We start from the raw sequence: 26542 nt of genomic DNA, 5'->3' as shown, positions 1-26542 counted from the left end.
TACGTACTCACAAGTACTTTCACTCTATAGTAATGATCCTATTGTCAAAGTTTTCATGATATTGGATATTTTTTAACAAATACGCTTGATTTTTTGAATATTTTTTATATATTTTGCATTATATTATTTCATTTTTTTGAAATTAATGGTATAATATGCACAGCTAATCGGATATTTGCAATCCGCATTCGGTTAAATAAATCTGTTTCGTAATCCTTCAGGATAATTCTCCTGAACAACCACGTAAAACACGATCACGACAGGAGGTTTTTATTATGGATCAGGACAACATCATAAAAATTTATGCACGCACTGACAACCGCATACAGCTTAAAATGATTCCGGGACACTTCGTAACATCCCAGTCCCATATCACACACTACCTGGATCTCACTACTATGAAATCCAGATGCGCTGAAGCACAGCGTATTGCATCCGCTCTCGCAGCAAATTACGAAGCATCCATTCCGGTAGACACCATCGTCTGCATGGACGGACTTGAAGTGATCGGTGCTTATCTCGCCGAAGAACTGACCAAAGCCGGCGTCCTTTCCATGAACGCACACCAGACCATCTACGTCATCACCCCTGAGTTCAACAGCACCGGGCAGATGATCTTCCGCGACAACTATGAACCAATGATCAATGGAAAAAACATCCTCGTCCTAAATGGTTCCATCACCACCGGATCCACATTGAACCGAGCTATCGAAAGCGTTCTGTACTATGGCGGTAAGATCCGCGGCGTGGCAGCCATCTACAGCAGTGTAGACAGTGTAGCCACACTCCCTGTCCACTCTATCTTTCAGGCCAGAGACATCCCGGACTATCACTCCTACCGCTCTGACAACTGCCCACTGTGCAAAAACCGCCAGAAGATCGATGCTATTGTCAGCAGTTACGGATATTCTGTATTATAAGATTCAGATCAATCAACGAATCCCCCATGGATAGCAAAACCAGTGGGGGATTCTCTTTATCTTTTCTTATTATAATTGATATTCTCTGTACATAGCTTCACGCATTTCTTTATCTGTAACAACCTTCTGAATCTCATTACCACGCTCATCAAGTATAAGCCTGTTGATCAGAACACTAAGTCGTTCTTCCCCCTGGGCCATTCCCTGAGCTATTCCCTGAGCCATTCCCTGGGCCATTCCCTGAGCCATTCCCTGAGCCATTCCCTGTTCTCGCCCCAGTGCTTCAGCCTGTTCCTTAGCTTCCGCCATCAGTCTTGCCCTTTTCTCAGATTCCAGTTCCAGAACATGTCCACCCATAATCTCACCTATTCCTTTCCGGACTTTCTCCTCATTTCTGAAAATATGATCAGATATCCGAGTTATCAGTCCAATCAGATCACTGAACAGTTCAGACCTTCCAGATTCAGTGATCTCTACCTCCAGTTTACTCCGGATCACTTCATATTCATTCAGTAATTCCTGAAAAAGTTGTGGATTCTCACTCATCTCATGCCCTCTTTTTTCATATCGCATGATATAAAAAGGAAGCAGCATAAGAAGACTCTTTTCAAATATCTTATCTTTTGTATAATTCTCTACTTTAATGGCAGGCACTCTGTACAAATGACATCCCCCATCCGGAAAAACCACATCCACTTCCAGAAAATCCGGCGTATTCCTACTATTTCTCAGATACAACACACAAGAACGTGGAAACTCCATCCGATACCTCCGTCCCTGCTTTCTGGCAAACTCAACAGCAGTTGCAAAATCATACTCTATCATCCGTACAGCCATTGTCGTGTCATCCGTACTCTGGCATTCTATATGATAAATCCTGTTTCCGATCAACAGCCGCGAATCCGTAATAATCTCACCATCCACCCGCTGATACTCGTTACGCAGCTGCACAATCTCCATATCAGCCGGGTATGATGTATGAAAAACATCATTGATCAAAGGCACGACCAGAAACGTCATTTTCTCCATCATAGTACGAAAAACATCATCAAAAATCGTATTATCTCTCAAACAATACTCCTTCTGGTATATACAATTATACCATCAACCAAACACTTCAGAAACCCTGTATACAGTTTTTATAAATATTTTTGAAAAAACGCTTCAGACATTGAAGCAAAAAGAAACCAAATAAATGGATAGATCTTATAAGATATACAAATCATACCACACATCCCACCACAACACCACAAAAACCCATCTCCAAATTTCGACACCACCTTCCAGCGTCCAGCAACGCACCGACATTCACAACCTCCCTCCAAACCACAAAGAATCTCAAGCTTCCAAACTACAGGCGTCCAGCAACGCGCCGACGCTCACAACCTCCCTGACAAACACATAGAATCTCAAGCTTCCAAACTACAAGCGTCCAGCAACGCGCCGACGCTCACAACCTCCCGGCAAACACATAGAATCTCAAGCTTCCAAACTACAGGCGTCCAGCAACGCGCCGACGCTCACAACCTCCCGGCAAACACATAGAATCTCAAGCTTCCAAACTACAGGCGTCCAGCAACGCGCCGACGCTCACAACCTCCCCTCCAAACCACAAGGAAACTCAGCCTTTCCTCCCAGCCATCCAGCGCAGCGCTGATGGCTCATCCAACTCCCGTCAGACCACTCTATCCCTCCCACCATGACCGCACAGTGTGAGGTTTGCAGCAGAAGTCCGGGTGCTTTGGAGTGAGCCTTGGTCCATACTTAGCGTCTGAGGTGGTTCACGGAGAGGTACCCGGCGGCCACAAGCCGTAGGGTAAGGCCCATCTGTCTGAGCCAGGTACGCATCAGCGTACATGGCGAGTTATGGGCCGGCCGCTCCGTGAGGCACCTCAGACGCTTAGTATGACCAGGCGAAACGACGGCACCCGGACTTCTGCTGCAAATCTCACACGTCCGTCCGCGTCATCTTGCCCCCACCAAACACCTGTGCTATAATCAAACTAATTAAAAAACCGAGGTAAACCACACATGAACAAAAAAGAAATCGCAGAAATAAAAAAACAATTCACCCCTGACCGCTGCTCCATCACCCGCATCTGCGGCTGCTACGTAGACGGTGAAAAAAACAAAAAAACCGAACTCAAAGAAGCCTTCTTATCCTTATCAGAGGAAGAAACCTTCAAATACTTCGACATCTTCCGAAAAACCCTCACCGGCACCATCGGAAAAAACCTCATCAACATGGAATTTCCCCTGGATCAGGAAGCTGAAGGCGGAACCCAAAACTTCCTCATGAAACTCCGCAAAAGCAAACTCACCGACGACACCCTCACCGAAGCCTTCTACGACAGAATCATAGAAAACTACGACTACGGTGAAAACTACTACATCATCCTCATCCACGCAGTCTACGACATCCCCGGCAAATCCTCCGACGGTGCCGAAATGTTCGACGCTTCCGATGAGATCTACGATCACATCCTCTGCAGTATCTGCCCGGTCAAGCTCTCCAAAGCAGGCCTGCATTACAATGCAGAGACAAACAATATTGAAGACCGTATCCGGGACTGGCTGGTAGAAATGCCTGACTGGGGCTTCCTTTTCCCACAGTTCAACGACCGCAGTACCGATATCCACGGACTTCTCTACTACACCAAAAACGCCGAAAATCTCCGCTCCACCATGATGGAAGAAGTCTTCGGCTGCACCACACCACTATCTGCCGGAACCCAGCGTGACTCCTTCAATGCTCTGGTGGAAGAAACCCTTGGTGATGACTGTGCCTACGACACAGTCCTTGAGATCCACGAAAAGCTCAACGATCTCATCGAATCCCAGAAGGACGAACCGGAACCTGTTGTCCTCACCAAATCCGAAGTCAAACGTCTCTTCGAAGAATGCGGCGTAGAAGACGAAAAGCTCCAGAACTTCGATGAACAGTATGAGCTTGCCGCAGGAGAAAAATCAGCTCTGGTAGCATCCAACATCACCAACACCCGGAAATTCGAGATCAAAACCCCTGACGTGGTGATCCACGTAGCACCGGACCGGGCAGAACTGGTAGAAACCCGCATCATCGATGGTCGAAAATGCCTTGTGATCCCCATGGAAAGTGAAATAGAACTCAACGGCATCCGTGTCAGCACATTGAACTCTGTTGAAGATACATCAGCAGAACCGCTTCCTGTTAATGATATTACTGACATTGATAACAGTAACACCGAAGAAGAAATCCCATTTTAAAGGAGACCTTATGAACGATAAAAAAATCCTGTTCTTCGACATAGACGGCACACTGCTTACGCCTCACCCTTTCAAGGTTCCGGAGAGCACCAGCCGCGCCCTCACAAAAGCCCATGAAAACGGTCATCTTCTTTTCATCAACACCGGCCGCACCAAAGTAATGATGCCCTCTGCACTCTCAGAGCTTCATTTCGATGGCTATATATACGGCTGTGGAACCCACATTTACATGGACAACAAATTGCTTTTTTTCCGTACAGTCCCAAATCTTCTGTGCAAGGAAACCGTAGACCTTCTCCGCAAATGCAAGATCGAGGCAATTTTTGAATCCAACACTGAGATCCTGTATGATGGCGCATCTCCGGCCCAGTCCGAATTCGGAGTCAAAATGCGAAAAGAAATTCCAATGGTCGACATCACGAAATTCAATCGGGAGGATGCCTGCACTTACTCTTATGACAAATTCCTGGTACATATGCTGCCGGATTCCGATGTCGAAAAATTCCGCAGCTTCTGTAATGATCATTACACCTATTTTGATCACGGAAACGGAATCTGGGAAGTCACACAAAAGGGTACCAGCAAAGCCACAGGCATGGAATTTCTCCTGGACCGCCTTTCCATCCCCAAGGAAGACTGCTATGCATTCGGAGACAGTCCCAACGACCTTCCCATGCTGAAAGCTGCCGGAGTCAGCGTTGCTATGGGAAATGCTTACGGAGGCATCGAAGAGCACTGCACATACCAGACAGACTCAGTGGACAAGGACGGGATCCTTCACGCACTAGAGCATCTCAATCTGATCTGATGATCCGTAAAGCAGGCATGAGCATTACAAAAACGAGCCGTGTACGATAAACCCGTACACGGCTCGTTGTCTTTTCTCTTATCATTCCATTGTAAACATTGTATCTTATTTCTCAGCTTCCGGTGTAGCAGCTGCCTCAGATTCTGTACTGTCTGCAGTCTCCTCATCAGCCTTTGCAGAATCTCCCTCTGTCTCCGGTGTCTCGGTCACATCGGTCTGCTCCTCAGCTGCCGGTGTCTCAGTTGCCTCAGCCGCTGCAGAATCTGCTGTCGGTGTCTCAGTTACATCCGGGTCCGGTGTCGGAGTTGAAGTCTGGATCGTAAAGCTGTGATTATCTGTGATCTTGATCTTCTTGATCAGTTTTTTCTCTTCTTTGATATCAGCTTTCTTCTTCCAGCCATCTGTTGTATCATTATAGAAATCATCCTTCTTGGTGTTTGTCAGAGACTCTTTCTTACTCTCCGTTGCAGTTTTATCATTCTTGGAATCCAGTCTCACAACATACCATACGGAATCTGTCTTTATGATCTCCTCGTTCAGTGCACCCTCGTCCAGCTTTCTTAAAGCGGTACGAACCTCATCCGGATAAGTAGTTCCGTTGGCAGCACTGTCATCACCTTCCTCATAGGTAGGGCATGTTCCGGTTGTTGCGGTCATATCCTCGGAGATCTCATCTCCAAGAGTATTGAAATCTGCAGCCGGATCCTCTTTAACCTTGTCATAAAACTTCTGAAGATTCTCTTTATTCTTCTTGATATCATCATCGGAAAGATCATCTCCGCTGACCTTTGCACTTGCATAGCTGAAGGACATCTGCTGATATTCTTTCTCATCCAGCTTCACGTCCGCTTTGGCTTCAATGGCATCCTTCATCTTCACATCGTATGTTTCAAGCTCGAGGAAAGTCTTTACCATATCTTCATCAACCGCAAGCTCTGCAATTGTCTCATCAGAATTGGCAGCCATGAAGTTCTTGGCAGCTTCCTCAAGAGCCTTCTGCTCATCATCTGTGATTTCAACATCATACTCGGAAGCGTGTTCTTTCTCCAGACACATCTTTTCAACAGTTTCAACAGAAGTTGTTACCGCATTTTCACCGTAAGTCTCATCGGAATCATCCATTTTGGTACTCCAGATAGACATATCGCTTCCGCCGCCAAGATACATCTTGTACATTGCCTCAGCCTGTGCCTGCTGCATACGTGCTGCCAGACTTACAACGCCAAACGGGATTTCCTGCTTATTGACTGTCACTGCGATCTTTGTACCATCGAGTTTTTTATTTCCGCAGCCTGCCATCATTCCTGCCGCTGTAACGCAGACAAGAGCAGTAACTGCCGCTTTCTTTACTGAATTTCTCATTTCATCCTCCATCTATCCGTCCATAAGAATCACGGTCCGGCTCTTATTCCATAATACTTGATTATAAACGTTTTCACCTTTAAGAGCAAGGAATTTCACGAACTTACACGACATTTCACAAATTATCCACAAGTCTTTCCGGGAAAATATCCGGTATCCACAAACCGGATGTTTTTTCCCGTGGATAACCCTAAGCTTAGCTGATTCTTCCCTTTACTCCAGTGGCTCTGCCAGTTTTGCCAGCTCCCCCGCAAACTTCATCAGCTCTTCAATCAGCCTTCCCTGTGGTGTCAGGATAAATTTCGGCTCATGATCAGCCTTAAACTGCAAACCTCTCCGGTACTGCGCCATAATAGCCGGGATACCTGCGGGATCCAGCTTGGCCTTTTCATAGAGCGTGATCCGGACATCTTTTCCAAGCTGCTTGATCTCCGTCACATATCCCTGATGGGCAAGAGCCTTCAGTCTTGCAATGGCAAGAAGATTCAGCACAGCTTTTGTCGGCTCGCCAAAACGGTCGATCAGTTCCTCCAGCATATCGTCATATTCCTGCTGGCTTTCAATACCGGCAATACGCTTATAAATATCCAGCTTCTGGAACTCGTTGCTGATATAGGAATCCGGGATAAACGCATCGATGTTGAGATCAATGGTCGTCTCAAAATCATCCATAGTCCGGATTCCCTTTGCCTCCTTGACAGCCTCACTGAGCATCTTGCAGTAAAGGTCATAACCAACTGCGTTCATATGCCCGTGCTGCTGAGCACCAAGAAGATTTCCTGCTCCACGAAGTTCCAGATCCTTCATAGCTATCTTAAAACCGCTTCCAAGGTCTGAATACTCCCGCATGGCGCTAAGCCGTTTCTCCGCGGTCTCCTGGAGCATCTTGTTTTTGGTATACATTAGAAATGCATAAGCAGTCCTGTTGGAACGTCCTACACGCCCACGAAGCTGATAAAGCTGGGAAAGGCCATATCTGTCCGAATCATGGATGATCATAGTGTTTACGTTGGAAATATCCAGTCCTGTCTCAATAATAGTGGTGGAAACCAGTACATCCACATCTCCGTTGATAAAATCATACATTACCTGCTCCAGTTCCCTCTGACTCATCTGTCCATGTGCAAAATCCACTCTGGCCTCCGGCACAAGTCTGGATATCCGAAGGGCTACTTCGGCAATGTCATTGACTCGATTATATACGTAATACACCTGTCCACCCCGGCGAAGCTCCCTGCGGATGGCTTCCCGAACAGTCTCCTCATCGTACTCCATAACGTATGTCTGGATCGGCACACGATCCATCGGCGGCTCTTCCAGAACGCTCATATCACGGATACCGATGAGACTCATATGAAGAGTTCTCGGAATCGGCGTTGCCGTCAGCGTCAGTACATCCACATCTTTTTTCATCTGCTTGATCTTCTCCTTGTGAGTAACACCGAAGCGCTGCTCCTCATCAATGATCAGAAGTCCAAGATTTTTAAATTCCACATCTTTTGAAAGAACTCTGTGGGTGCCGATCACAATATCTACCTGCCCCTTTTTGATCCCTTCGATGGTCTTTTTCTGCTGGGCAGATGTCCGGAAACGGCAGAGAAGCTCCACCTTCACCGGAAATTCTTTCATACGCTGTACAAAGGTATTGTAATGCTGTTGGGCAAGAATGGTAGTAGGGACCAGATAAACCACCTGCCGGCTTTCCTGTACTGCCTTAAACGCAGCTCTTAAAGCCACCTCCGTCTTTCCGTAACCAACGTCACCACACACAAGACGGTCCATGATCCTGGTGCTTTCCATATCTCTCTTGGTATCCTCAATGGCTGCCAGCTGATCCTCTGTCTCCTCATAAGGAAACATCTCCTCAAATTCCTTTTGCCATACGGTATCCGGTCCGCAGACATACCCCTCTTTCTCCTGGCGTACTGCATAAAGCTCTACCAGCTCTTTTGCGATATTTTTTACCGCACCCTTAACACGGCTCTTGGTCTTATTCCACTCCTGACCGCCAAGCTTGTTCAGCTTGGGCGTTTTTGCATTTTCGGAGGATCCGGAATATTTCTGCAAAGCATCTAGCTGGGTTGCCAGGATATAGAGATTACTGCCGCCCCGGTATTCGATCTTGATGTAATCCTTCACAACACGGTCAACCTCTACCTTTTCGATTCCACGGTAAATACCCAGTCCATGCTTTTCATGAACAACAAGATCACCAATGGAAAGCTCTGCAAAGTCCTGGATCCTGTTTCCGCTGTACTTTTTCTTTTTTTTGCGCTTTTTCTGCTCTTTGCCGAAAATATCGGTTTCCGTCATCACTGCAAATTTGATCAGCGGATACTGGAAGCCACGTCTTGCGTGACCATAGACCACCATGATCTCCCCGGGACTGATGATACGATCCATGTCCTGGCTGTAAAAAGCATTCAGTCCTTCCTCTGAAAGATCCTTTGCCAGACGCTCCGCCCTGGTCCTGGAACCGGAGAGCAATGCGATCCGGTATCCCTGACTCTTATACTGAAGGAGATCCTTTACCAGAAGTTCAAAGCTGCTGTTATAAGAATCTACAGACTTCACCGTAAGATCAAATTCCTCATTGATCTTCCATCCGGAACGTCTGGGAGAAAGTGCGGATACAGCCACACAATTCCGTCTGTTCAGCTTCTTCTGCAGTTCCTGAAAGCCACATAGCCACTGCTCCGGAAGATTTGCCTCGCCTTTTTCCTCTCTGTGCATACGACTCTGACGGTACTCTTCCTCCACACCCTCGCCGTTTTCTGCCAGGTGGTTCAGTTCATCCAGAAACACCAGTGTTTTTTCTTCCGGAAAATAATCCAGAAAGGATACCATATCTTCTCCGTCCATCTTTTCGACGGCCGGATAAATCGTAATTTCATCTACATTTTCTAGAGATCTCTGACTTTCCGCATCAAAGCTCCGGATAGAATCCACCTCATCATCCCACAGTTCGATACGCCAGGGATTATCCTCTGTCAGCGGATAGATATCAATGATTCCTCCACGCACAGAAAACTGCCCCGGAAGCTCTACCTGACCAGTGCGTTCATACCCCAGCTCTACCAGCTCTTCCTTCAGCTGATCCAGATCGATCACACTGTCACTTTTAAAATGAAGAAGTCTGCTTCTGATCTTTTCCAGCGGCATCAGGAAATCCATACATCCGTCAATGCTGGTAACAACGGTCACTTCTTCCTGTTCCAGAAGTGCCCGGATCACACGCATCCGCTGCCGGATCAGAAGATTTCCGTGAATATCTGCCTGAAAAAACAGAAGATCCTTTGCCGGATAAAAATATACATTTTTGTCATAGAAGCGGTAATCCTCATAGATTTCCTTTGCGTTGCGCTCATCATCCGCAAGGATCAGATGATATGGAAAAAGCCCGGAAAGTCCATACATCAGATGGACCTTCTGGGACTCCATACATCCGGAAACATTGAGAATTCCGCAGTTTGCGCCACAGCGCTTTTTTATTTCCTCAAACTCTGCAAGACCCTGCAGAGGATGCAAAAATGCTTCCATACAAACCTCAATTCTTAGGCTTTTTCCTGTTATATTTATTCATCGCCGCATCTACGCCCTCGGACAGGATCATCTCCACAGCCTCTGCCGCATCATTGATCCCTTCGTCCACAAGCTTGCGGTCACTGTCCGAAAAATGACCCAGCACAAAATCTGCCAGATCCCAGTCTTTCGGTTTTGCACCGACACCAACACGGATGCGGATAAATTTTTCAGTTCCAAGGCGGCGGATGATATCCTTGATCCCGTTATGTCCGCCTGCACTGCCCTTTTTGCGGATACGAAGCTGCCCAGGTTCCAGATCGATATCATCGTAGATCACGATCAGCTCTGTCTCCGGATCGATCTTGAAATAGCCGGACATCTCCTGGATCGGACCGCCGCTTAAATTCATATAGGAAAGCGGTTTCATCAGAATAGCTTTTTCACCGCCGATGATACCTTTTCCATACATGGCATTAAATTTTACGCCGCCCTGCGGGATATTATGCTTCTCCACAAGACAGTCAACGGTGTCAAAGCCCATATTGTGGCGTGTAGCCTCATACTGCTTTCCCGGATTTCCCAAACCTGCAATTAAATACATAAAAACTCCTCAGCTGTAATCTACCTGTTTCAATGTCAGGCCTTCTTATGCCTTAAGGCATACAAATGCTCTGATCGTATCAGTTGAAATATACCATCTCATCAGCAAGTGGCTCACAAACTTCTACATGCTCTGCGTAAAGTACGATTCCCTCTCCCTGATATTCCATTCTCTTCTCAAACGCAACCTTCGCAGTAACATCCACCCACTGGCCTTCTGCGATCTTCGGAGCAAAAGCGCTCTTGCAGATGTAACCAAGGAATGTGGTATCATCTGCACAGCATGTCATGGCTGTTCTTCCGGGAACAAAGAATTTGCTTCCCATTCCACGCGGCTTCAGGGCACGTGCTTTAAAGTGAACGGTTTTTCCAACATAACGGTCCGGATGATCCATGGAATCCACAAACCAGATACCATAATCCTCCGGAAGGATATCGATCACCGGCGCATCAATATCAAATGGCATCTCATCCTCAAAAAGATCACCAAGCTCGCCCTCTTCATCCTCAAAGATGATCTCCGCACGCTGGTTCACCACCTTGATGCTTCTTCTGTAAGAAGGAAGCGGGTCGTTCTCCTGGCAGCGGTTAAAGATAACCATATCCGCATTGCGGACCATGTCCATAAAAAGTGACTTCATATTCGCCATATAGACTTGGAATGTGCTTGCATCCACACAGGTGATATGCTGCTCCACGCCCCAGCCTTCCGGTTTTTCCATTTCTTCGAATTTACTTACCAGCCACATGCCATTATACTCAATGATCACCCGCTCCGGCTGATGCAGGATCTCCATTGCCGCAAGTCGTTCCGGTGTAAGCTCTTCCTCGCTGTCAATGCTCTCCACAACGGTATTGCACTGTTTCAGTGCTTCCTCATCATATTCTTCCTCACCCTCTTCGCAAAGGATCAGCAGTGTTTTTCCATCGATCTGAAAGTAATCCTGCTGCAGGGTAAAGCTCAGGAAAGAGGTCTTGCCGCTTTCCAGAAAACCTGTGATCAGATAAACGGGTACTCTGGTCTCTTCCATAAATCCATCCTATCAGATACTGTACGATTTAATGTACAGTATCTGTTTCCTTTCTGTAACAATCTATATCTGTATTCCGCTTTGGCTTTGCGTCAAAACGAACATTTATTTTATCATATGCTTTATGCGATCCCGAAAAGCTCCTCCAGTGCATGCTCGTCAAGCTTAGAACCGATCACGCACAGACGGCCTGTATATTCCGGTGCACCCTCACGGATCTCAGTTTCTTCCGGAACCATATCAAAATAGATCCATGTTCCGTCTTCTGCCGGAAGCATTCCCTTTGCACGGAGGATGATACCGTATTTATCAGACTCGGAAAGTGCCTCAAGGATCTTCTCAAGTCCCTCACGTGTATATTTTTTAATAGTCTCACGGCCCCAGCTTGTGAAGACCTCATCTGCATGATGATGGTGGTGGTCATGTCCACAGCCACACTCTCCGTCGTGGTGATGGTGATGCTCATGCTCTTCATGATCATGGCCGCAACCGCACTCTCCGTCATGGTGATGGTGATGCTCATGCTCTTCATGATCATGGCCACAACCGCACTCTCCGTCATGGTGATGATGCTCATGCTCTTCATGATCATGGCCGCAGCCACACTCTCCGTCGTGGTGATGATGATGCTCATGCTCCTCCTCAAGCATCTCCTGCTCCAGGGATACCGGATGCTCCATAACCTCTACCAGCTTCTTACCGTCAAGATTCTCGATCGGAGTTGTAATGATAGCAGCATCCTTATTCAGGCTGCGGAGAAGCTCCAGGGACTCCTGAACCTTTTTCTCACTTGCAATATCAGTACGGCTCATGATGATAGCACCTGCATACTGGATCTGATTATCAAAGAACTCACCGAAGTTCTTCATATACATTTTGCATTTTTTTGCATCAACAACAGTTGTATAGCTGTTCAGTTTAATGTCAACCTCGTCCTGAACACCCTGTACAGCCTTGATAACGTCAGAAAGCTTACCAACTCCTGATGGCTCGATCAGGATCCTGTCCGGATCATATTTGGTAACAACCTCTTTCAGAGAGGTTCCGAAATCTCCTACCAGAGAGCAGCAGATACATCCGGAGTTCATCTCACGGATCTGGATCCCTGCCTCTTTCAGGAAGCCGCCGTCAATACCGATCTCACCGAACTCGTTCTCGATCAGCACTACCTGCTCACCCTGAAATCCATCCTTCAGAAGCTTTTTGATCAGAGTTGTTTTTCCGGCGCCAAGGAAACCGGAGATAATATCAATTTTAACCATTTTGTATACACTCCTTTTAACGTAGTTTGACCAGGAAGTATTATACCCCCTGGTTGTATCCTGTTATGCTCATGATGACAGAGAAAAAAATACCTGTTTCTGTATCTGCTGTCATTATATCCATTTTACAAAACAGACATTCCTATTCTGCTTTATATTCAGATTAATAGAGGGATGTGAAAAGCTCACATCCCTGAAAATCGTTCTTCCTATCAGCCGTTGATCATAAAGTTCATAAGCTTGTCGATATCCTCTTTCTCTGCTGCAACGATCTCAAGCTCCGGGATCTCACCAGCGGAAAAGATGTTTGCAAGAGATACATACTGGGAAAGTTTGGATTTCAGGTTCAATCTGTCTCCCTCTCCTGTTACAAGCTCTACTCTACCCTTGCAGCTGTCAATTACCTCAAAAAATTTATCAATATCTGTAATATGTGTTACTTTCATTTTAAAAATCTCCTTTCTTATTAAAGGGCTGTTCTTAACTCTTTCCGTTAGATTATACCCCAGTGTTTTTAAAAAAGCAATCCCTGCCGGGCAAAAACACTTCACAGATATTCTCTACGGATCTATATATATTTCGTCATATTTCTTCAATTTCAACGGTACAGTCTTTTCTTCCTTTGTTCCATTTCATGAGATAAACCTTAAATCCCAGAGAATCTCTGGCAATGGTAAACGGTTCTTCCCTGAGTACTTCGGATCCCATACCCTGCTCGTTCAGCTCTGCCTGCTTTGTCCTGGCTTTTTCTGTAAGAACTCTAAGTTCTTCATCGGCTTCTTTTCCAAAAGAACGATTCCCATATCCGGATGAAGCTTCCCGCAGCTTTTCAGAAAGGCACATCGTTACCTGGATGTGTTTTGTACGGTGAAGCATTCCTGCCAGTTTCCGTGCTACCCATTTAAACCGAAGTTTCCGGTAAATTTCAAGCCACCTGACAAAGGTACGGTCTCCTGCCTGCCTTGCGATCTCTCCCATTACCTCAAATGCCTTTTCCGAGGGAATCCACGGATTTTCCCTGGGAACAATATACTTTTCCGGAACAGCCGGATAACAGCAGTAATTCAATGGCGGAAATTCCACCAGTGCAGAAAGCTTCTCCTCCAGAGCGTTGCAGCTGTCCCCGCCTATATAATCATATTTGTCGCGGAGGATCGCCAGCCGATATTCCAGCTGCCGTAAGTATTCATACCCTTCTACCCAGAAATGACCGATCCGGCTGTAATCGTAGAGATGTTTTTCCAGAGACAGGGTTTCAAAAAACAAAGTCACCACCGAATCATCCTGGTGAACCACAAGGATGTATTCTCTGCCCTGCCGGCTTAAATCTGCCAGGATCTCGCCCTCGTAATCCGGTTTGTATACACCTGTCATACGGGCATTTCCAAAAACAAGAAAGCTTTCTACCGCATCATTCATAAGATACACAAGACGGATTTCGCCGTTTTTTACATAAGAATCCACTCTGTACATATTGTCATCGGACTTTTCCGCAATTGCTTCCGAAAAAGCACTTTCTGAAGCTGCTTTCTGATCCTGCGGATCTTTCTCATCATTCACTGCCACCAGTTCAAACTGATCTTCTCCAAGCAGCTCTGCTAGCTTCTGAAAGGTATCTGGCAGCTCTTCAAAGGCCTTCTCTGAGACATATCTCTCCGGTGCTGTTTTTCCTGCAGTATTATTTCCAGTATCCATCAATTACCTCTTTATTCAGTTTCTCCCCAATAACGATCATGATCTCCTGTCCCAGCTTTGCCGGCCGGATGCAGATCTCATGGCGGGTAGCATTCAGCTCCAGCCATTGTCCATCTTCTTTTCTGAGAAAACCTTTTACGCGAAAAACATCTCCGCAAGATGGATCATTCAGGATCCTTTCTGCAGTTTCATGAAGTTCCTCCTCGCTTTTATGAACGTTCATAAAAAACAGAGAATCAAATCCGCCGCCTTCCGCATAGGATTCCTTCACGTAATCCTCTGCCACATACCCGCAATCCAGGATCTTTTCCAGGTCTGTGTCTGTGAGATCATCCCAGTTTCCGGTGAGAATCTCACTGTCCAGACGGCGCCTGCACTGAATCTGGCCAAGTGCACGGTTGAGATGCTCTTTTGTGCTGCTGATCTCTTCCACCGTGGCTTCCTGGCTCCTGCTCAGTAACACATAGCCTGCATCTGCCACCTCGGAAGCCAGCAGATAATCCGCTTCCGCAGAAAGATCCTCTGCCAGCTTCGCATCCACAATGGCGATCACATTTCCGATCTCATACCATTTATCCAACGGTTCCTCATGGAGGGCGTCAAAGAACTCATCCACATCAAAGATTCCGGATGGTTCTACGATGACACGGTCGTAACCGCACATTCCCATGGCGATCAGCTTTGTCTTAAATCGCCGTCTGTGACAGTCCGCATCACAGCCCCCGGAAACCATCTCCAGCTCACAATTGTCTCCCATTAGATCCTGAAGCAGCATCATATCCACATTCACTGCCCCGAAATCATTTTCCAGGATCCCGATGTTCATGCCTTTTTTCAGAAGATAGGAGGCATATTTTTTTATAAATGTTGTCTTTCCGGATCCGAGAAATCCAGTTATCAGATCGATCTTTATCATATTTCTTCCTTTACCTTATCAACTCTCCGGAGCATACAGTAAAATAAATGCGAATATATGCTTTACTTATGTTCCGGTCATATTTCAATAATCTCCTGCCCGACAAATGTCGGACTGCTATCAGTATATAATCTTTTTTCCGCAAAGAAAAGAGGCGGTCCTGAAAAATCCTCTCAGAACTGCCTCTTTCCGGCTATTTTATCTTTTTATAAACATATATGAAGATTACTTTGTAAACAGATCTACCAGATCCTGACCATCATTATAGCCCTGTTTTTTCAGTTCCTGAACAAACCAGTCATCTACACCGTCTACTGCTTTCTTAAAGGATTCGATATCCATGTCCTTTTTCTCTGTGAAGGTCACACCGTTTTTGTCTGCCCAGCGTGCTTTGATCTCATCATCACTGGAACGGTTGATGTAACGCTCATACTCAACAGCTTTCTGACCACACTCGTCAACAACAGCCTGCTGCTCCGGTGTCAGCGCATCATAAATATCCTGGTTGATGCAGAAGAACAGGCAGTCATAGATTGCATCCCACATGGAGCAATATGGCTGTACCTCCTGTACACTGGCTGCATCGATGGCGGGCAACGGATTCTCCTCGCCCTCTACCGTATTCTGCTGAAGTGCTGTGTAGGTCTCGGACCAGTTCATATTTGTAGCATCTGCCCCCCATCTCTTATAACACTCCATAAGGAGATTAGAGCCGGCTACACGAACCTTCAGATTCTTCATATCATCTACAGATTTTACCTCATGCTTGCTGTTTGTCAACTCACGGAATCCGTTCTCTGCAATACCCATGCAGTGAAGTCCGTAGCCGTTAAGGATCTCCTTCAGCTTGTCTCCGGCCTCTCCGTCAAACTTCGCATCTGCATCATCATAGGAATCATAGATGAACGGCAGGGATACCACATTGAAGCGTGGATCAAATGCAGAATAGATCAGATTGGAATGCATGGAGATCTGTACCGGGTCTCCGTTCATCAATGCCTGGATTCCCTCGGACTGATTTCCGTTTGTCAGCTGATCCGCTGCGTAAATGTTAACCTTGACCTTTCCTCCGGTAGCCTTTTCCATGAGTTCACCGAACTTACGTCCTCCATCAGCCCAGGTACTTGTCTCCGTTGTGGAGCATGCAAAGTTCCAGGTTGTCTCAGGCCAGTTCAGATCACTGTAATCCTCCACGGTATCTACCGAATCCTCTGTAAACAGATCTACAAGATCCTGTGCATCGTCATAGCCTTCACTCTTAAGCTCCTTTACAAACCAGTCGTCGATTCCGTCTACTGCTTTCTTGAAGGAATCGATATCCATATCCTCTTTCTTTGTAAAGGTCACACCGTTGCTCTTCTCCCAGCGGCTCATGATCTCCTCGTCGCCGGAACGGTTGATATAACGCTCATACTCAACAGCCTTCTGGCCTGCCTCATCAACAACCTGCTGCTGTTCCGGTGTCAGGCTGTCATAGATATCCTGGTTGATACAGAAGAACAGACAATCATAGATTGCATCCCACATGGAGCAGTACGGCTGTACCTCCTGTACACTGGCTGCGTCGATCGCAGGCAACGGGTTCTCCTCACCCTCTACCGTATTCTGCTGAAGTGCTGTGTATGTCTCAGACCAGTTCATATTTGTGGCATCTGCCCCCCATCTCTTATAGCATTCCATAAGAAGGTTGGAACCGGCCACACGAACCTTCAGGTTCTTCATGTCGTCTACTGTTTTTACTTCATGCTTGCTGTTTGTCAGCTCACGGAAACCATTCTCTGCGATTCCCATACAATGAAGTCCGTACTCACCAAGGATCTCTTTCAGCTTTTCTCCGGCCTCACCGTCAAATTTTGCATCCGCGTCATCGTAGGAATCATAGATAAACGGCAGGGATACTACATTGAATCTCGGGTCAAATGCAGAATAGATCAGATTGGAATGCATGGAGATCTGTACCGGATCTCCGTTCATCAGTGCCTGGATTCCCTCGGACTGATTTCCGTTTGTCAGCTGATCTGCTGCGTAAATATTAACCTTGACTTTTCCGCCGGTTGCTTTTTCCATAAGCTCACCAAACTTACGTCCTCCGTCAGCCCAGGTACTTGTTTCAGTTGTAGAGCATGCAAAGTTCCATGTCATCTCCGGCCAGTCAAGATCACTGTAATCCGCGATGGTATTAAAGGAATCACTTCCGTCTCCGGAATCCTTGGAACTCTGGCTTTCTGTGTCAGAAGACTGGTCTCCTGTATAGGAACCCTCTTTTGCAAGAGCCTTCGGAAGAGCTGTGGAAACAGCCGGAATATAAGTGATGATCAGAAGAACTGCAACGGATGCAGCGATCATCGGCATAACTGCTCTGGAGATCTGCTGAAGAGTAACCTCCAGACCTTTTTTGATCTTGATACTGATGGCAACGAAAAGATTTACACCTACCGGAGGTGTTACCTGTCCGATCGCAAGGTTAACTGTTGCCATAACACCGAATGCTACCACATCATAGCCCAGAGCCTTACATACCGGAAGCATGATCGGTATAAAAATGTACATCGCAGAGTTTGCATCAATGAAGCATCCTGCGATCAGGAAAATGATGTTTACGATCAGAAGGAAGGTAAACTGATTATGTGCAATGCCGGCAAGAAGCTCAGATGCCGCATTTGCAATACCAAACTTGGTACATACAAAAGAGAACAGGGAAGCACTCGCTACGATCAGCATGATTCCACCGGTTGTCTTTGCAGAATCCACAAGAATGTCAAACAGATCTTTGAGCTTAACCTCACGGTAGATCACCATACCAACAAACAGACCGTAAACAACAGATACGGCTGCAGCCTCAGTTGGTGTAAAGATACCACCGTAAATTCCCCCGAGGATGATAACCGGCATCAGGAATCCCCAGAATGCATCTTTAAATGTATCCCAGCGTTCTTTTGCGGAAGCTTTTTCACGGGATGGCTGAATGTTATGTTTCTTTGCCTCGATCATAACGATGATCACAAGAGCAACACCCATCAGAAGTCCCGGAACGATACCAGCCATAAACATATCTGCAATAGATACCCCTGTGATAGAAGCGTATACAACGAATGCGATACTCGGCGGTATGACAATGGCGATGGAACTGGAGGTTGCCATCAATGCCGTGGAAAACGGTGCGGAGAAACCGCCCTGCTCAACCATAGCCGGGATCAGAACTGCTCCAAGTGCCGCAACCGTTGCAGGACCGGAACCGGAGATCGCTCCGAAGAAGCAGGCTACGATAACACATACAATGGCGATACCGCCCTTTTTATGTCCTACGCAGGTATCTACGAAGTTGATCAGTCGTTTGGAAATACCGGCTTTTGCCATAATGTTTCCGGACAGAACAAAGAACGGGATAGCAAGAAGCAGGAATTTACTGATTCCGGAGTACATATTTGTAGCTACGATCGTCAGAGATGTACCGGAATAAAGGATGGCACATACAGATGACAGACCTAAGCAGATTGCAATGGGAAGTCCCAGGATCAGGAAAACAAAGAAGGAGATAAATAAGATTGCACTGATCATTTATTTGTCCTCCTTTTCATCATCTTTTTTCAGGCAGAAGTCCAGGCAGTACTCAATAAAATGAAGGATCATACAGCCTGCTCCGATCGGCACGAAGGACCAGAAGATCCACTCCGGCCAGTTCAATACGAAAGTTCTCTTGCCGTTTGCCAGCTGTGTAAGAACTTTGTCCATTCCATATTTAAATAAAATTGCGGAAAAAACAATACTCAGGACCGTGATCAGGATCACAGATGGTTTTTCCAGTTTTTTCGGAAGACGGTCCGTAACCAGTGTCAGACTTACCAGTCCTCCTTTTTCACGGCAGGCAAGTGCTGCTGCCAAAAGTGTGATGAGAACAAACACCGCTACAACAAGCTCTTCTGTAAAAGACCATGAGCGATGGATGACCTTACGGGAAAATACATTTCCCACAGTCAGCACAAGGATCAGCAGTGTGGAAATGACCAGTACAATTTTTTCTACTGCTGCAAGTGCGTTCATGAGTTTTTTGTACACTTTCATACTCTTTCCCCTTTTGTATATTTTTCCGGTTTCAGATCCTTACCGCGTGGTTTAAAATGTTTTGGATAAAAAAAATCCGTCCCCTTTCAGGGACGGATATAAAATTCCGCAACCACCCTGTTTCTCCATTGAAACAAGCACGATTCTGCAACGTACCGGCATACGCGACTTCTGTAACGGGAAGCACCCGTGAAAACCTACTTACTTGTCTGAAACTTTCGGCTTTCCTTCTCAGGGATGATATTCAAGGCAGTTCCGCCGCTGCATCACACCAGTTACAGCTCTCTGAAGACGGTTCCTCTGTCTTTACTGATTCCCTTCACGGAATTTACTTCTGTTATGTGTTAACTCTTTAATGAGTTAAACCAATTCTAACTCTGTTTGTTTTGATAGTCAAGTTTTTTTTTCAAAAACTCCTTCAGGCGTTCTTTCCTTCTCCGGCGAAGTACTCCTTCACAAGCTTTACAACCACACCGGAAAGCAGGAATACTGCGATCAGGTTAGGGATCGCCATCAGACCGTTGAAGGTCTCTGCGATACTCCAGAGAAGTCCAAGGTCAACAGTTGCGCCGATGATCGCTACCAGAGAGTACAGTACCATAAAAGGTCTGATAGCTTTTTCCTTAAAAAGGAACTCCGCACATCTGGCTCCGTAAAGTCCCCATCCAATGATAGTGGAAAATGCGAAGCAGCACATGGCAACTGCTGTAAAGATGGAAACCCAGTTTCCGTATGTACTGGTAAAACCGCTGATGGTAAGCTCCGCTCCTGCTGCTGCGCCATAACCAACCGGCACCCCGCTGCAGAGGATGACAAGCGCTGTCAGCGTACAGATCACGATCGTGTCCGTGAATACCTCAAAGATCCCGAAAAATCCCTGTTTTACAGGTTTTCTGGTGTCTGCACAGGCATGTGCGATAGAACCGGTACCAAGACCTGCCTCATTGGAAAAAATACCTCTGGAAACACCTTTTTTCATACTCATGAAAAAGCTTCCTACTACGCCGCCTGTCACAGATGCCGGATTAAATGCCCCTCTGATGATAGCGCTGAAAACACCCGGAACATTTTTCCAGTTGATGATAATTACACCGACGGCAAGAATAATATAAAACAATGCCATAAACGGTACCAGCTTTTCTGTAACCTGGCCGATCCTTTTGATTCCGCCAAGCAGGATCATTGCCACAAGAATCGCAAGGATGATCCCCATAACAAGGTTTACCGTAGAAGTATTGTCTGCAGCGATCACATTGTAATTGATCAGTGCAGAATCAATAGCTGTTGTAATGGTATTAACCTGGGTTGCATTTCCGGTTCCGAAAACAGTAAGCACACCAAAAGCGGAAAACAGATATGCCAGCCAGTGCCAGTGTTTTTTTAGACCATTCTTAATGTAATACATTGGTCCTCCAACCAGATCTCCATTGGCATTGGTTTCGCGGAAATGTACCGCAAGTGTTACTTCTGAAAACTTTGTACACATTCCAAGAAGTGCGGAAATCCACATCCAGAATACGGCTCCCGGTCCTCCGATGGCAATAGCACCTGCCACACCTGCAATATTTCCCGTTCCCACGGTAGCAGCTAACGCCGTACAAACAGCCTGAAACGGTGTCAGACTTCCATCGGAAGCTTCTCTTTTCCGAAGCATACGTCCGATAGTGACCCTGATGGCATAGGGAAATTTCCGAATCTGGAGAAAATTCGTGCGGATACTTAAATAAAGACCTACACCAATAATACAGATCATCGCAGGAACGCCCCAGATAAAATTGTTTACGGCAGCATTCACTGATTCAATAACAGATAACATTCTATAATCCTTCCCTTATTTAATTTTGTCTTTTTGGATTGTAGGTTTGTCTGTACAAAAAGACGATTCGTTAGATTATATCACATTTTTTGTCGAATGTATAAGAGAAAAGCTTTATAATTTTACTATGATAAAGAAAGGAAGTGAATAAAAGCTGCCAATCCTGTTGTTAAATATGTGATACACCTGTAGTAAAAATACTTATCTGTGATCAATATCATTTTCCGTATCGTCCAGGAATGTAAATATATATCCCCAGTATTTCTCCAGGATCTTACCTCTGCTTCCATAGATCTCATGCTTTGTTCCGATCATATGGATATAATCACAGCTTGTTTTTCCCTGGCGATTGATCTTTCCGGCAAAATTTTTCAGGGCACGAACAGACACCAGATCTTCCGTCTGGGCCTGGATGAGCAGCATTGGTGCCGTATATTTTTTCCATCCGTAGAGACGCAGATACCAGCTCATTTCCGCAGAAGCCCAGAGCCAGCCGTAGGATGGAGACCAGGTCTGGAGCTCCTTATGTTCTGCACGGAGATTTTTGTATCGCTCGTATCTTGGTTTTGATGTTGCGGAGCTTGTCTCAAAAGAACCGCTGCCATCGTAAGGCTTTCGGCCAGCTACATATTCCTCATCTTTTCCGAAAATGCATTTCTCCAGAGCTATGCCGGTGGCTGCCGGCCACGGAACATTATCTGTAAGAGGACGGATCATCGGAGAAGAAAGGATCACCTTGTGAAACCAGTCCGGCTCCCAGGCTGCAGCAATACCACCGATGGCACCACCCATGGAATGTGCATACAAGTTAAGTGACAGATCCGGATGTGCTTTCTTTATGTAGCGGCATGCTTTCAGAAAATCGCGGATATATCTTCTCCATGTATCGATGTGGACCAGAGACGGGTCTGCGGTAAGACGATAGCTGCGGCCATGGCCGCAATGCTCCGGAATATATACATGATAGCCTTCCTTAAGAAAATAATAGGCCACTTCATCATATTTTACTGCTGATTCTGTGAATCCGTGGCTGATGACTACCACACCTTTAGGCATATCAATATCAGACAGATACTGCAGCATATGGATCTTACCTGTGATCCGTTTGCTTTCGTTACGAAACGGATAATCCGCACCCGGTACATAAAGTTCCCTTCTGTGAGACAGAAGATATGGCATTACGATATTTTTCATGGTTTCTTCGTATTCATTTTCATGTATGATCTGCATATTGGTTAAAAACCTCCCTTGCTTTTACTGTATTGCTTTTTTGCTTCTCCCAAACTCTGCTTTTCAAAACCCTTCCATGTTGTCACAGCTGTTTTCTTACAGGATAACAGAATTCACTCTTCCAGGCAATCCTTTTTAGACCATTTTGCTCTTTAATTTCCATTAAAAAATGCCCGAACATTTTGATATGTACCGGGCATTTCTTCTATTATTTAATAAAATCTCACAATATCTTCCACATCTTTACGTTTCGGTCTTGCAGGCTCTTCGGCTGCTTTTCCGATGGCGATCACTGCCATTACCGTTTCTGTTTCCGGAATGGAAAGGATCTCACGGAGCTTGTCTCCGGCACGAAGTCCCATGATCAGGGTTCCATATCCAAGCTCCTTTGCCTTCAGGATCAGATTCTCGTTCTGAAGTCCCAGATCATAGCAGCCCCAGCCGTTTCCAAGCTCATTATCCGGTGTTCCGTCTTTCTGAAATCCGGCATGGTTATGTACAAAGGTTGTAACGATCAGGGAGGCATTCTCTGCTTTTGCCTGGTTCATTTCCGGCAGACATTCTCTGCTGACCTTCTCCACCATCTCTTCGGACATTACACAATAATATCTTCCGGTCTGGGAGTTTTTCCAGCTGGGTGCTTCCTGAGCGGCCCGGATCACTGCAAGAAGATCTTCTTTTGTGATCCTGCTCTCCGGGCTGTATTTACGGATGGTCCTTCTCTCTTCGATCAGTTTCTGAAATTCCATATTTTTCCTCCTTACTGTCCGGTGCAGGATCTGCTTCCGGATCCTGCAGTTATTCCGGCATGGATTTTTATGTTCACACTTTTTATGGAGCTATTTTAACACAATGCCGTATTGAAATCAATTTCAAAACTCCGGCATCGTTACTGTTCATTCTGCGACCGTTACTGTTCACTCCGTTCTCAGCAACACGCTTCAAAAAATATTGCCTGGGAACAATAACTGCAATACCACTTATGAAGATTTTTTTTGATTTACCACATAAATTCCCACACAGACAAGAAACAGTGCGATGAGACTTCCCATATTAAATGCCTGACGTACCTCTCCCAGAACCAGTGCAGACAGGATCACACTGAACAAAGGATTTACAAAGCCAAAGATCGCTACCCTGGATACATCATTCCAGGCAAGCAGCACTGACCACAGTGTATAGGCCACTGCAGACACCATTGCCAGATAAAAGATGATCCCGATACCGGCGGCATTTACCACTCCGAAATGTCCTCCCATCCCTTTTCCGATCAGGAACAGAATGATCCCGCCCATGGTAAACTGCGTTCCGCTGAGTACCACCGGAGATACCTTTCTGGAAAAAATATTGATCAGCACCGTGGACATTCCGTAAGAAAACTGCGCGATCAGAATAAATCCTTCTCCTGTAAGCCTAAAACCTGCATCCAGAGAATTTCCCATGAGATTGATCACGACCACGCCGGCAAAACCGAGGATACAGCCGAGCATCTTTCGCCCGGTCATTTTTTCCTTGTGAAAAACAAGGCAGGACAGCAGGATCGCAATAAAATTCCCAAGACCTGTGATAATAGCGCCTTTTACACCGGAGGTATGTGCCACACCTATATAAAAGAAGAAATACTGACATACCGTCTGAGCTATACATACCGGCACCGCATATTTCAGAACAGTTCGATCCGGAAGCAGAACCTTGCGCTCACGCAAAGATGCAAAGATCAGTACAAGGATTCCTGCCAGTGCAAAACGCACACCTGCAAAAACGATCTGACTTGCCGTATCTGCAGAATCCATCTGCATCAGACGGTATCCTGTCTTGATCAGCGGGATCGCACTCCCCCAGAGAAGACAGCAGACGCAGGCAAGCGCTGCCACCACCCAGGTTTTTTTTAATATTGTTTTTGTTTGTTCCATTTGTTTATTCTCTCTTTCTCAAAACTTCTTCCATCTGACTGATCACAGCTTTTATTTCATTTATTGCACTGATACTTACGTCCCGGAAATCAATCTTTTTCCCCTTTCCGTATAATTCCGCCTCATAAGCGCTGGCTTTCTCTTCATCTTTATCCTTGTATCGGGCTTTTCCGATCAGCCAGGCACTGGAATCCGCACAGTCCGGATATTCCGTATTTCCCCGGATCAGAAAATCCTCTGAAGCTTCCGTCAATGCTGTTTTCAGTTTTTCTGCTTTATCCAGAAATTCTTCCGTTGTCTGCGGATAATGTTCTTTTATATAAAGGAGATTTTTATGAATACAGGTGGCACTTTTTTCCATTAGTTTCCGTTCTTCCGGATCTTTGAAATTATCATATTCCCCAGGCCGGACTTCCCATCCGCGGATGGATTTGCTTAATTCCATCAGCCAGTATACATGACGGGAAATATCGTCCGGAAACATAAAATACGTAGAAAATTCATGATCGATCATAGGTGCAAGACTTATGATCCCGCCATCTTTATCACAGAGAAACGTTACATTTTCATAATGATAATTCTGGTCTCCCCTCAGGACAGAGATCAGCACCTGCATGGCAAGCTGTTCCGCTATTTCCTGATGCTTCTGCAAAAAATCAGCTTCAAAAATATCTCTATAATCATAAAACATCTGGCAATAGTTTACATAATTATCTATATCTACCTTTTCATCCGGATATTTCCTGAAAAACTCCAGAAGATTCAAAATGGATTCCCCTTCTTTATAGGCCATGGGTACTGCTGTTCCGTAGTCAAGATATTTTTCATTTACTGCCTCATACCCTTCACAGATGGCCAGTTCATACCTGGGCGCAGGCATAAAATATTCATTAATGATCGTTGACCAGAACACCTCTGCATAAGCATACAGTGGCGTGGAAAATGGTTTGGATTTCGTCAGTGGCTTAAAAATTATATTTCCAGGAAATATGGGGAAATGTTTTTCCCCGCTTACCACGCCTACAGCTTCAGACTTAAGATTTCCGATTCGATTTTTGTATTGATAGTGTCTGACTTTATAATACATAGCAGTCATATCGTATTGCCTTCCCCTTCAATGTATAAGACGGCTCCCGGCCGGCAAGACATTCACTTTTCAGCGGACGCTTGACGATGATCTTATCCGGATTTGCTCTGATAGCTGCATCAAAAAGATCCTTTTCCCCGGAACACGGTGGTTCCAGCTTCTGGATCAATTGAAGTTTCTTGTTGATCAGGCTGGATTTCTGTCTTGCCGGAAACATGGGATCCAGATAGATCACGTCTACAGGATCAAGAAGCTTTGACATACCTTCTACACTGTTTCCCTCGATCACCTTCATACGACCGGCAATATCTTTCAGATCCATATTTTTCTTGGCACGGCGAATGGCATCTTTAAGAAGGGCTGCGATCACCGGATTCTGCTCGTACAGCGTCACCTCATAGCCCTGGGCTGCCAGAAGAAAGGCATCCTCACCCATTCCTGCCGTAGCATCGATGGCCTTCCTTCCCTCCTTATCTGACTTCACCGCCTTCACCAGCATCTCATGCTGAAGTCTGCCTCTGGTAACTCTGTGAAGCATCGTCTCCACAAAATCCCCCTGATAGGTCAGCCCGAAACCGGACAGCGAAACGCCCCTGGAATCAAACCGCACCGTCAGAAAATCTCCCGGCTTATCCTGAAGCTGCGCTCCGGTCCTCCTGCAAAAGGCTTCCGCCATATCTCTCTGTCCGCCCTTTCCAAGACAGACTGCGATTTTATCATTCATTTCCCGATTCTCTCTTTCATGACTCTTTTTCATAAGCTCTTTCATTCTACAATTTTACAAAAGAAATTGCAATTCATCTCAAAAAAGATGTCCGCAGACGTACCAAAATACGCTGCGGACATCCAATGTCTGATCCATAGTCAGGCGGTTACTTAATGCTTGCTGTCCTAAAACAGAAGCTGAAGTCCCATTGCAATGATCCACATATATGCACAGGTCTTTGGGATCATCAGGCTTCTTATTGTCCGCACTCTGGATCCTTTCGATCAGACCTCTGCTCTCCAGATTTTTCAGAGAAGAGGACACGTGGGATTTCGTCGACTTACGGACTTTAACGATCTCAGC

The 26542-nt window shown here is 45.9% G+C and carries 20 protein-coding genes, 1 pseudogene and 1 other annotated feature; of the genes and pseudogenes, 3 read left to right on the top strand and 18 right to left on the bottom strand.

Annotation, left to right across the window (positions count from 1 at the left end; all coding sequences use genetic code 11):
- The first annotated feature begins 275 nt into the window (after window positions 1-275).
- Complete coding sequence (locus DMI82_RS05050) at window positions 276-920, top strand: hypothetical protein (RefSeq protein WP_021652759.1); 645 nt, start codon at window positions 276-278, stop codon at window positions 918-920.
- A 69-nt stretch (window positions 921-989) separates the two neighbouring features.
- On the opposite strand, the gene DMI82_RS19720 is transcribed toward DMI82_RS05050, so the two are convergent.
- Window positions 990-1991, bottom strand: a complete 1002-nt coding sequence (locus DMI82_RS19720; RefSeq protein ID WP_110102710.1) for a hypothetical protein — start codon at window positions 1989-1991, stop codon at window positions 990-992.
- Between the two features lie 960 nt (window positions 1992-2951).
- Between DMI82_RS19720 and DMI82_RS05040 the strand changes: the two genes are divergently transcribed.
- The gene (locus DMI82_RS05040) at window positions 2952-4166 is read left to right on the top strand and encodes a DUF4317 domain-containing protein (protein WP_092072040.1); all 1215 of its coding nucleotides are present in this window, start codon (window positions 2952-2954) and stop codon (window positions 4164-4166) included.
- 10 nt (window positions 4167-4176) lie between these two features.
- Entirely contained in the window at window positions 4177-4974 is a 798-nt protein-coding gene (locus DMI82_RS05035) for an HAD family hydrolase (RefSeq protein ID WP_242981810.1), read from the top strand.
- A gap of 105 nt (window positions 4975-5079) precedes the next feature.
- On the opposite strand, the gene DMI82_RS05030 is transcribed toward DMI82_RS05035, so the two are convergent.
- The 17 genes and pseudogenes from DMI82_RS05030 to DMI82_RS20635 form a co-directional block, all read right to left on the bottom strand.
- The gene (locus tag DMI82_RS05030; RefSeq protein ID WP_110102708.1) at window positions 5080-6336 is read right to left on the bottom strand and encodes an FKBP-type peptidylprolyl isomerase; all 1257 of its coding nucleotides are present in this window, start codon (window positions 6334-6336) and stop codon (window positions 5080-5082) included.
- 213 nt (window positions 6337-6549) lie between these two features.
- The gene (mfd, locus tag DMI82_RS05025) at window positions 6550-9876 is read right to left on the bottom strand and encodes a transcription-repair coupling factor (RefSeq protein WP_110102707.1); all 3327 of its coding nucleotides are present in this window, start codon (window positions 9874-9876) and stop codon (window positions 6550-6552) included.
- Window positions 9877-9883: 7 nt separating this feature from the next.
- Window positions 9884-10462 carry an aminoacyl-tRNA hydrolase gene (pth, locus tag DMI82_RS05020; RefSeq protein ID WP_015525511.1) on the bottom strand — a complete coding sequence of 193 codons (579 nt, stop codon included), beginning with the start codon at window positions 10460-10462 and terminating at the stop codon, window positions 9884-9886.
- Between the two features lie 79 nt (window positions 10463-10541).
- Window positions 10542-11492: a TIGR03943 family putative permease subunit gene (locus DMI82_RS05015; RefSeq protein WP_021651300.1), complete on the bottom strand. Its 951-nt coding sequence runs from the start codon at window positions 11490-11492 to the stop codon at window positions 10542-10544.
- 122 nt (window positions 11493-11614) lie between these two features.
- Window positions 11615-12754, bottom strand: a complete 1140-nt coding sequence (locus DMI82_RS05010; protein WP_110102706.1) for a CobW family GTP-binding protein — start codon at window positions 12752-12754, stop codon at window positions 11615-11617.
- A 212-nt stretch (window positions 12755-12966) separates the two neighbouring features.
- Window positions 12967-13200: a hypothetical protein gene (locus DMI82_RS05005; RefSeq protein WP_015525508.1), complete on the bottom strand. Its 234-nt coding sequence runs from the start codon at window positions 13198-13200 to the stop codon at window positions 12967-12969.
- Between the two features lie 136 nt (window positions 13201-13336).
- Window positions 13337-14449 carry a DUF3878 family protein gene (locus DMI82_RS05000; RefSeq protein WP_015525507.1) on the bottom strand — a complete coding sequence of 371 codons (1113 nt, stop codon included), beginning with the start codon at window positions 14447-14449 and terminating at the stop codon, window positions 13337-13339.
- The gene (locus DMI82_RS04995) at window positions 14433-15365 is read right to left on the bottom strand and encodes a GTP-binding protein (RefSeq protein WP_015525506.1); all 933 of its coding nucleotides are present in this window, start codon (window positions 15363-15365) and stop codon (window positions 14433-14435) included. The genes DMI82_RS05000 and DMI82_RS04995 overlap by 17 nt, the downstream gene beginning before the upstream one ends.
- A gap of 225 nt (window positions 15366-15590) precedes the next feature.
- Window positions 15591-18923 carry a TRAP transporter large permease subunit gene (locus DMI82_RS04990; RefSeq protein WP_110102705.1) on the bottom strand — a complete coding sequence of 1111 codons (3333 nt, stop codon included), beginning with the start codon at window positions 18921-18923 and terminating at the stop codon, window positions 15591-15593.
- A complete protein-coding gene (locus DMI82_RS04985; RefSeq protein WP_015525504.1) occupies window positions 18924-19427 on the bottom strand; it encodes a TRAP transporter small permease in 504 nt (167 codons plus the stop codon).
- Window positions 19428-19512: 85 nt separating this feature from the next.
- Window positions 19513-19759, bottom strand: a binding site (T-box leader).
- 86 nt (window positions 19760-19845) lie between these two features.
- Window positions 19846-21243 (bottom strand): alanine/glycine:cation symporter family protein, encoded by a 1398-nt coding sequence (locus DMI82_RS04980; protein ID WP_110102704.1) that lies wholly within the window; start codon window positions 21241-21243, stop codon window positions 19846-19848.
- Between the two features lie 201 nt (window positions 21244-21444).
- Complete coding sequence (locus tag DMI82_RS04975; RefSeq protein ID WP_021652865.1) at window positions 21445-22473, bottom strand: alpha/beta fold hydrolase; 1029 nt, start codon at window positions 22471-22473, stop codon at window positions 21445-21447.
- Between the two features lie 212 nt (window positions 22474-22685).
- Window positions 22686-23222, bottom strand: coding sequence for a nitroreductase family protein (locus tag DMI82_RS04970; RefSeq protein WP_015525501.1), 537 nt, complete (start codon window positions 23220-23222; stop codon window positions 22686-22688).
- 231 nt (window positions 23223-23453) lie between these two features.
- Complete coding sequence (locus DMI82_RS04965; RefSeq protein WP_110102703.1) at window positions 23454-24386, bottom strand: DMT family transporter; 933 nt, start codon at window positions 24384-24386, stop codon at window positions 23454-23456.
- Between the two features lie 4 nt (window positions 24387-24390).
- Window positions 24391-25482, bottom strand: coding sequence for a hypothetical protein (locus DMI82_RS20235; protein WP_242981809.1), 1092 nt, complete (start codon window positions 25480-25482; stop codon window positions 24391-24393).
- On the bottom strand, window positions 25463-26197 hold the full coding sequence (locus DMI82_RS04955; protein ID WP_044962204.1) for a class I SAM-dependent methyltransferase: 735 nt from the start codon (window positions 26195-26197) through the stop codon (window positions 25463-25465). Before DMI82_RS04955 ends, DMI82_RS20235 begins: the two co-directional genes overlap by 20 nt.
- Before the next feature lie 234 nt (window positions 26198-26431).
- Window positions 26432-26542: pseudogene (locus DMI82_RS20635) on the bottom strand (MarR family transcriptional regulator); the annotation flags it as partial.

It is taken from the genome of Blautia sp. BCRC 81119 (assembly GCF_003184505.1).
In the GTDB taxonomy this organism is placed as follows: Bacteria; Bacillota; Clostridia; order Lachnospirales; family Lachnospiraceae; genus Blautia_A; species Blautia_A fusiformis.
Note: the sequence above shows the minus strand (reverse complement) of the source record. Positions and strands in the feature narration are given on the sequence as shown.

Excerpts from the sequence above, each read along its gene's own strand:
- DMI82_RS05050 (WP_021652759.1), top strand. The coding sequence starts at position 276 with ATGGATCAGGACAACATCATAAAAATTTATGCACGCACTGACAACCGC.
- DMI82_RS05040 (WP_092072040.1), top strand. The coding sequence starts at position 2,952 with ATGAACAAAAAAGAAATCGCAGAAATAAAAAAACAATTCACCCCTGAC.
- DMI82_RS05035 (WP_242981810.1), top strand. The coding sequence starts at position 4,177 with ATGAACGATAAAAAAATCCTGTTCTTCGACATAGACGGCACACTGCTT.
- DMI82_RS05030 (WP_110102708.1), bottom strand. The coding sequence starts at position 6,336 with ATGAGAAATTCAGTAAAGAAAGCGGCAGTTACTGCTCTTGTCTGCGTT.
- mfd (WP_110102707.1), bottom strand. The coding sequence starts at position 9,876 with ATGGAAGCATTTTTGCATCCTCTGCAGGGTCTTGCAGAGTTTGAGGAA.
- pth (WP_015525511.1), bottom strand. The coding sequence starts at position 10,462 with ATGTATTTAATTGCAGGTTTGGGAAATCCGGGAAAGCAGTATGAGGCT.
- DMI82_RS05015 (WP_021651300.1), bottom strand. The coding sequence starts at position 11,492 with ATGGAAGAGACCAGAGTACCCGTTTATCTGATCACAGGTTTTCTGGAA.
- DMI82_RS05010 (WP_110102706.1), bottom strand. The coding sequence starts at position 12,754 with ATGGTTAAAATTGATATTATCTCCGGTTTCCTTGGCGCCGGAAAAACA.
- DMI82_RS05005 (WP_015525508.1), bottom strand. The coding sequence starts at position 13,200 with ATGAAAGTAACACATATTACAGATATTGATAAATTTTTTGAGGTAATT.
- DMI82_RS05000 (WP_015525507.1), bottom strand. The coding sequence starts at position 14,449 with ATGGATACTGGAAATAATACTGCAGGAAAAACAGCACCGGAGAGATAT.
- DMI82_RS04995 (WP_015525506.1), bottom strand. The coding sequence starts at position 15,365 with ATGATAAAGATCGATCTGATAACTGGATTTCTCGGATCCGGAAAGACA.
- DMI82_RS04990 (WP_110102705.1), bottom strand. The coding sequence starts at position 18,923 with ATGATCAGTGCAATCTTATTTATCTCCTTCTTTGTTTTCCTGATCCTG.
- DMI82_RS04985 (WP_015525504.1), bottom strand. The coding sequence starts at position 19,427 with ATGAAAGTGTACAAAAAACTCATGAACGCACTTGCAGCAGTAGAAAAA.
- DMI82_RS04980 (WP_110102704.1), bottom strand. The coding sequence starts at position 21,243 with ATGTTATCTGTTATTGAATCAGTGAATGCTGCCGTAAACAATTTTATC.
- DMI82_RS04975 (WP_021652865.1), bottom strand. The coding sequence starts at position 22,473 with ATGCAGATCATACATGAAAATGAATACGAAGAAACCATGAAAAATATC.
- DMI82_RS04970 (WP_015525501.1), bottom strand. The coding sequence starts at position 23,222 with ATGGAATTTCAGAAACTGATCGAAGAGAGAAGGACCATCCGTAAATAC.
- DMI82_RS04965 (WP_110102703.1), bottom strand. The coding sequence starts at position 24,386 with ATGGAACAAACAAAAACAATATTAAAAAAAACCTGGGTGGTGGCAGCG.
- DMI82_RS20235 (WP_242981809.1), bottom strand. The coding sequence starts at position 25,482 with ATGACTGCTATGTATTATAAAGTCAGACACTATCAATACAAAAATCGA.
- DMI82_RS04955 (WP_044962204.1), bottom strand. The coding sequence starts at position 26,197 with ATGAATGATAAAATCGCAGTCTGTCTTGGAAAGGGCGGACAGAGAGAT.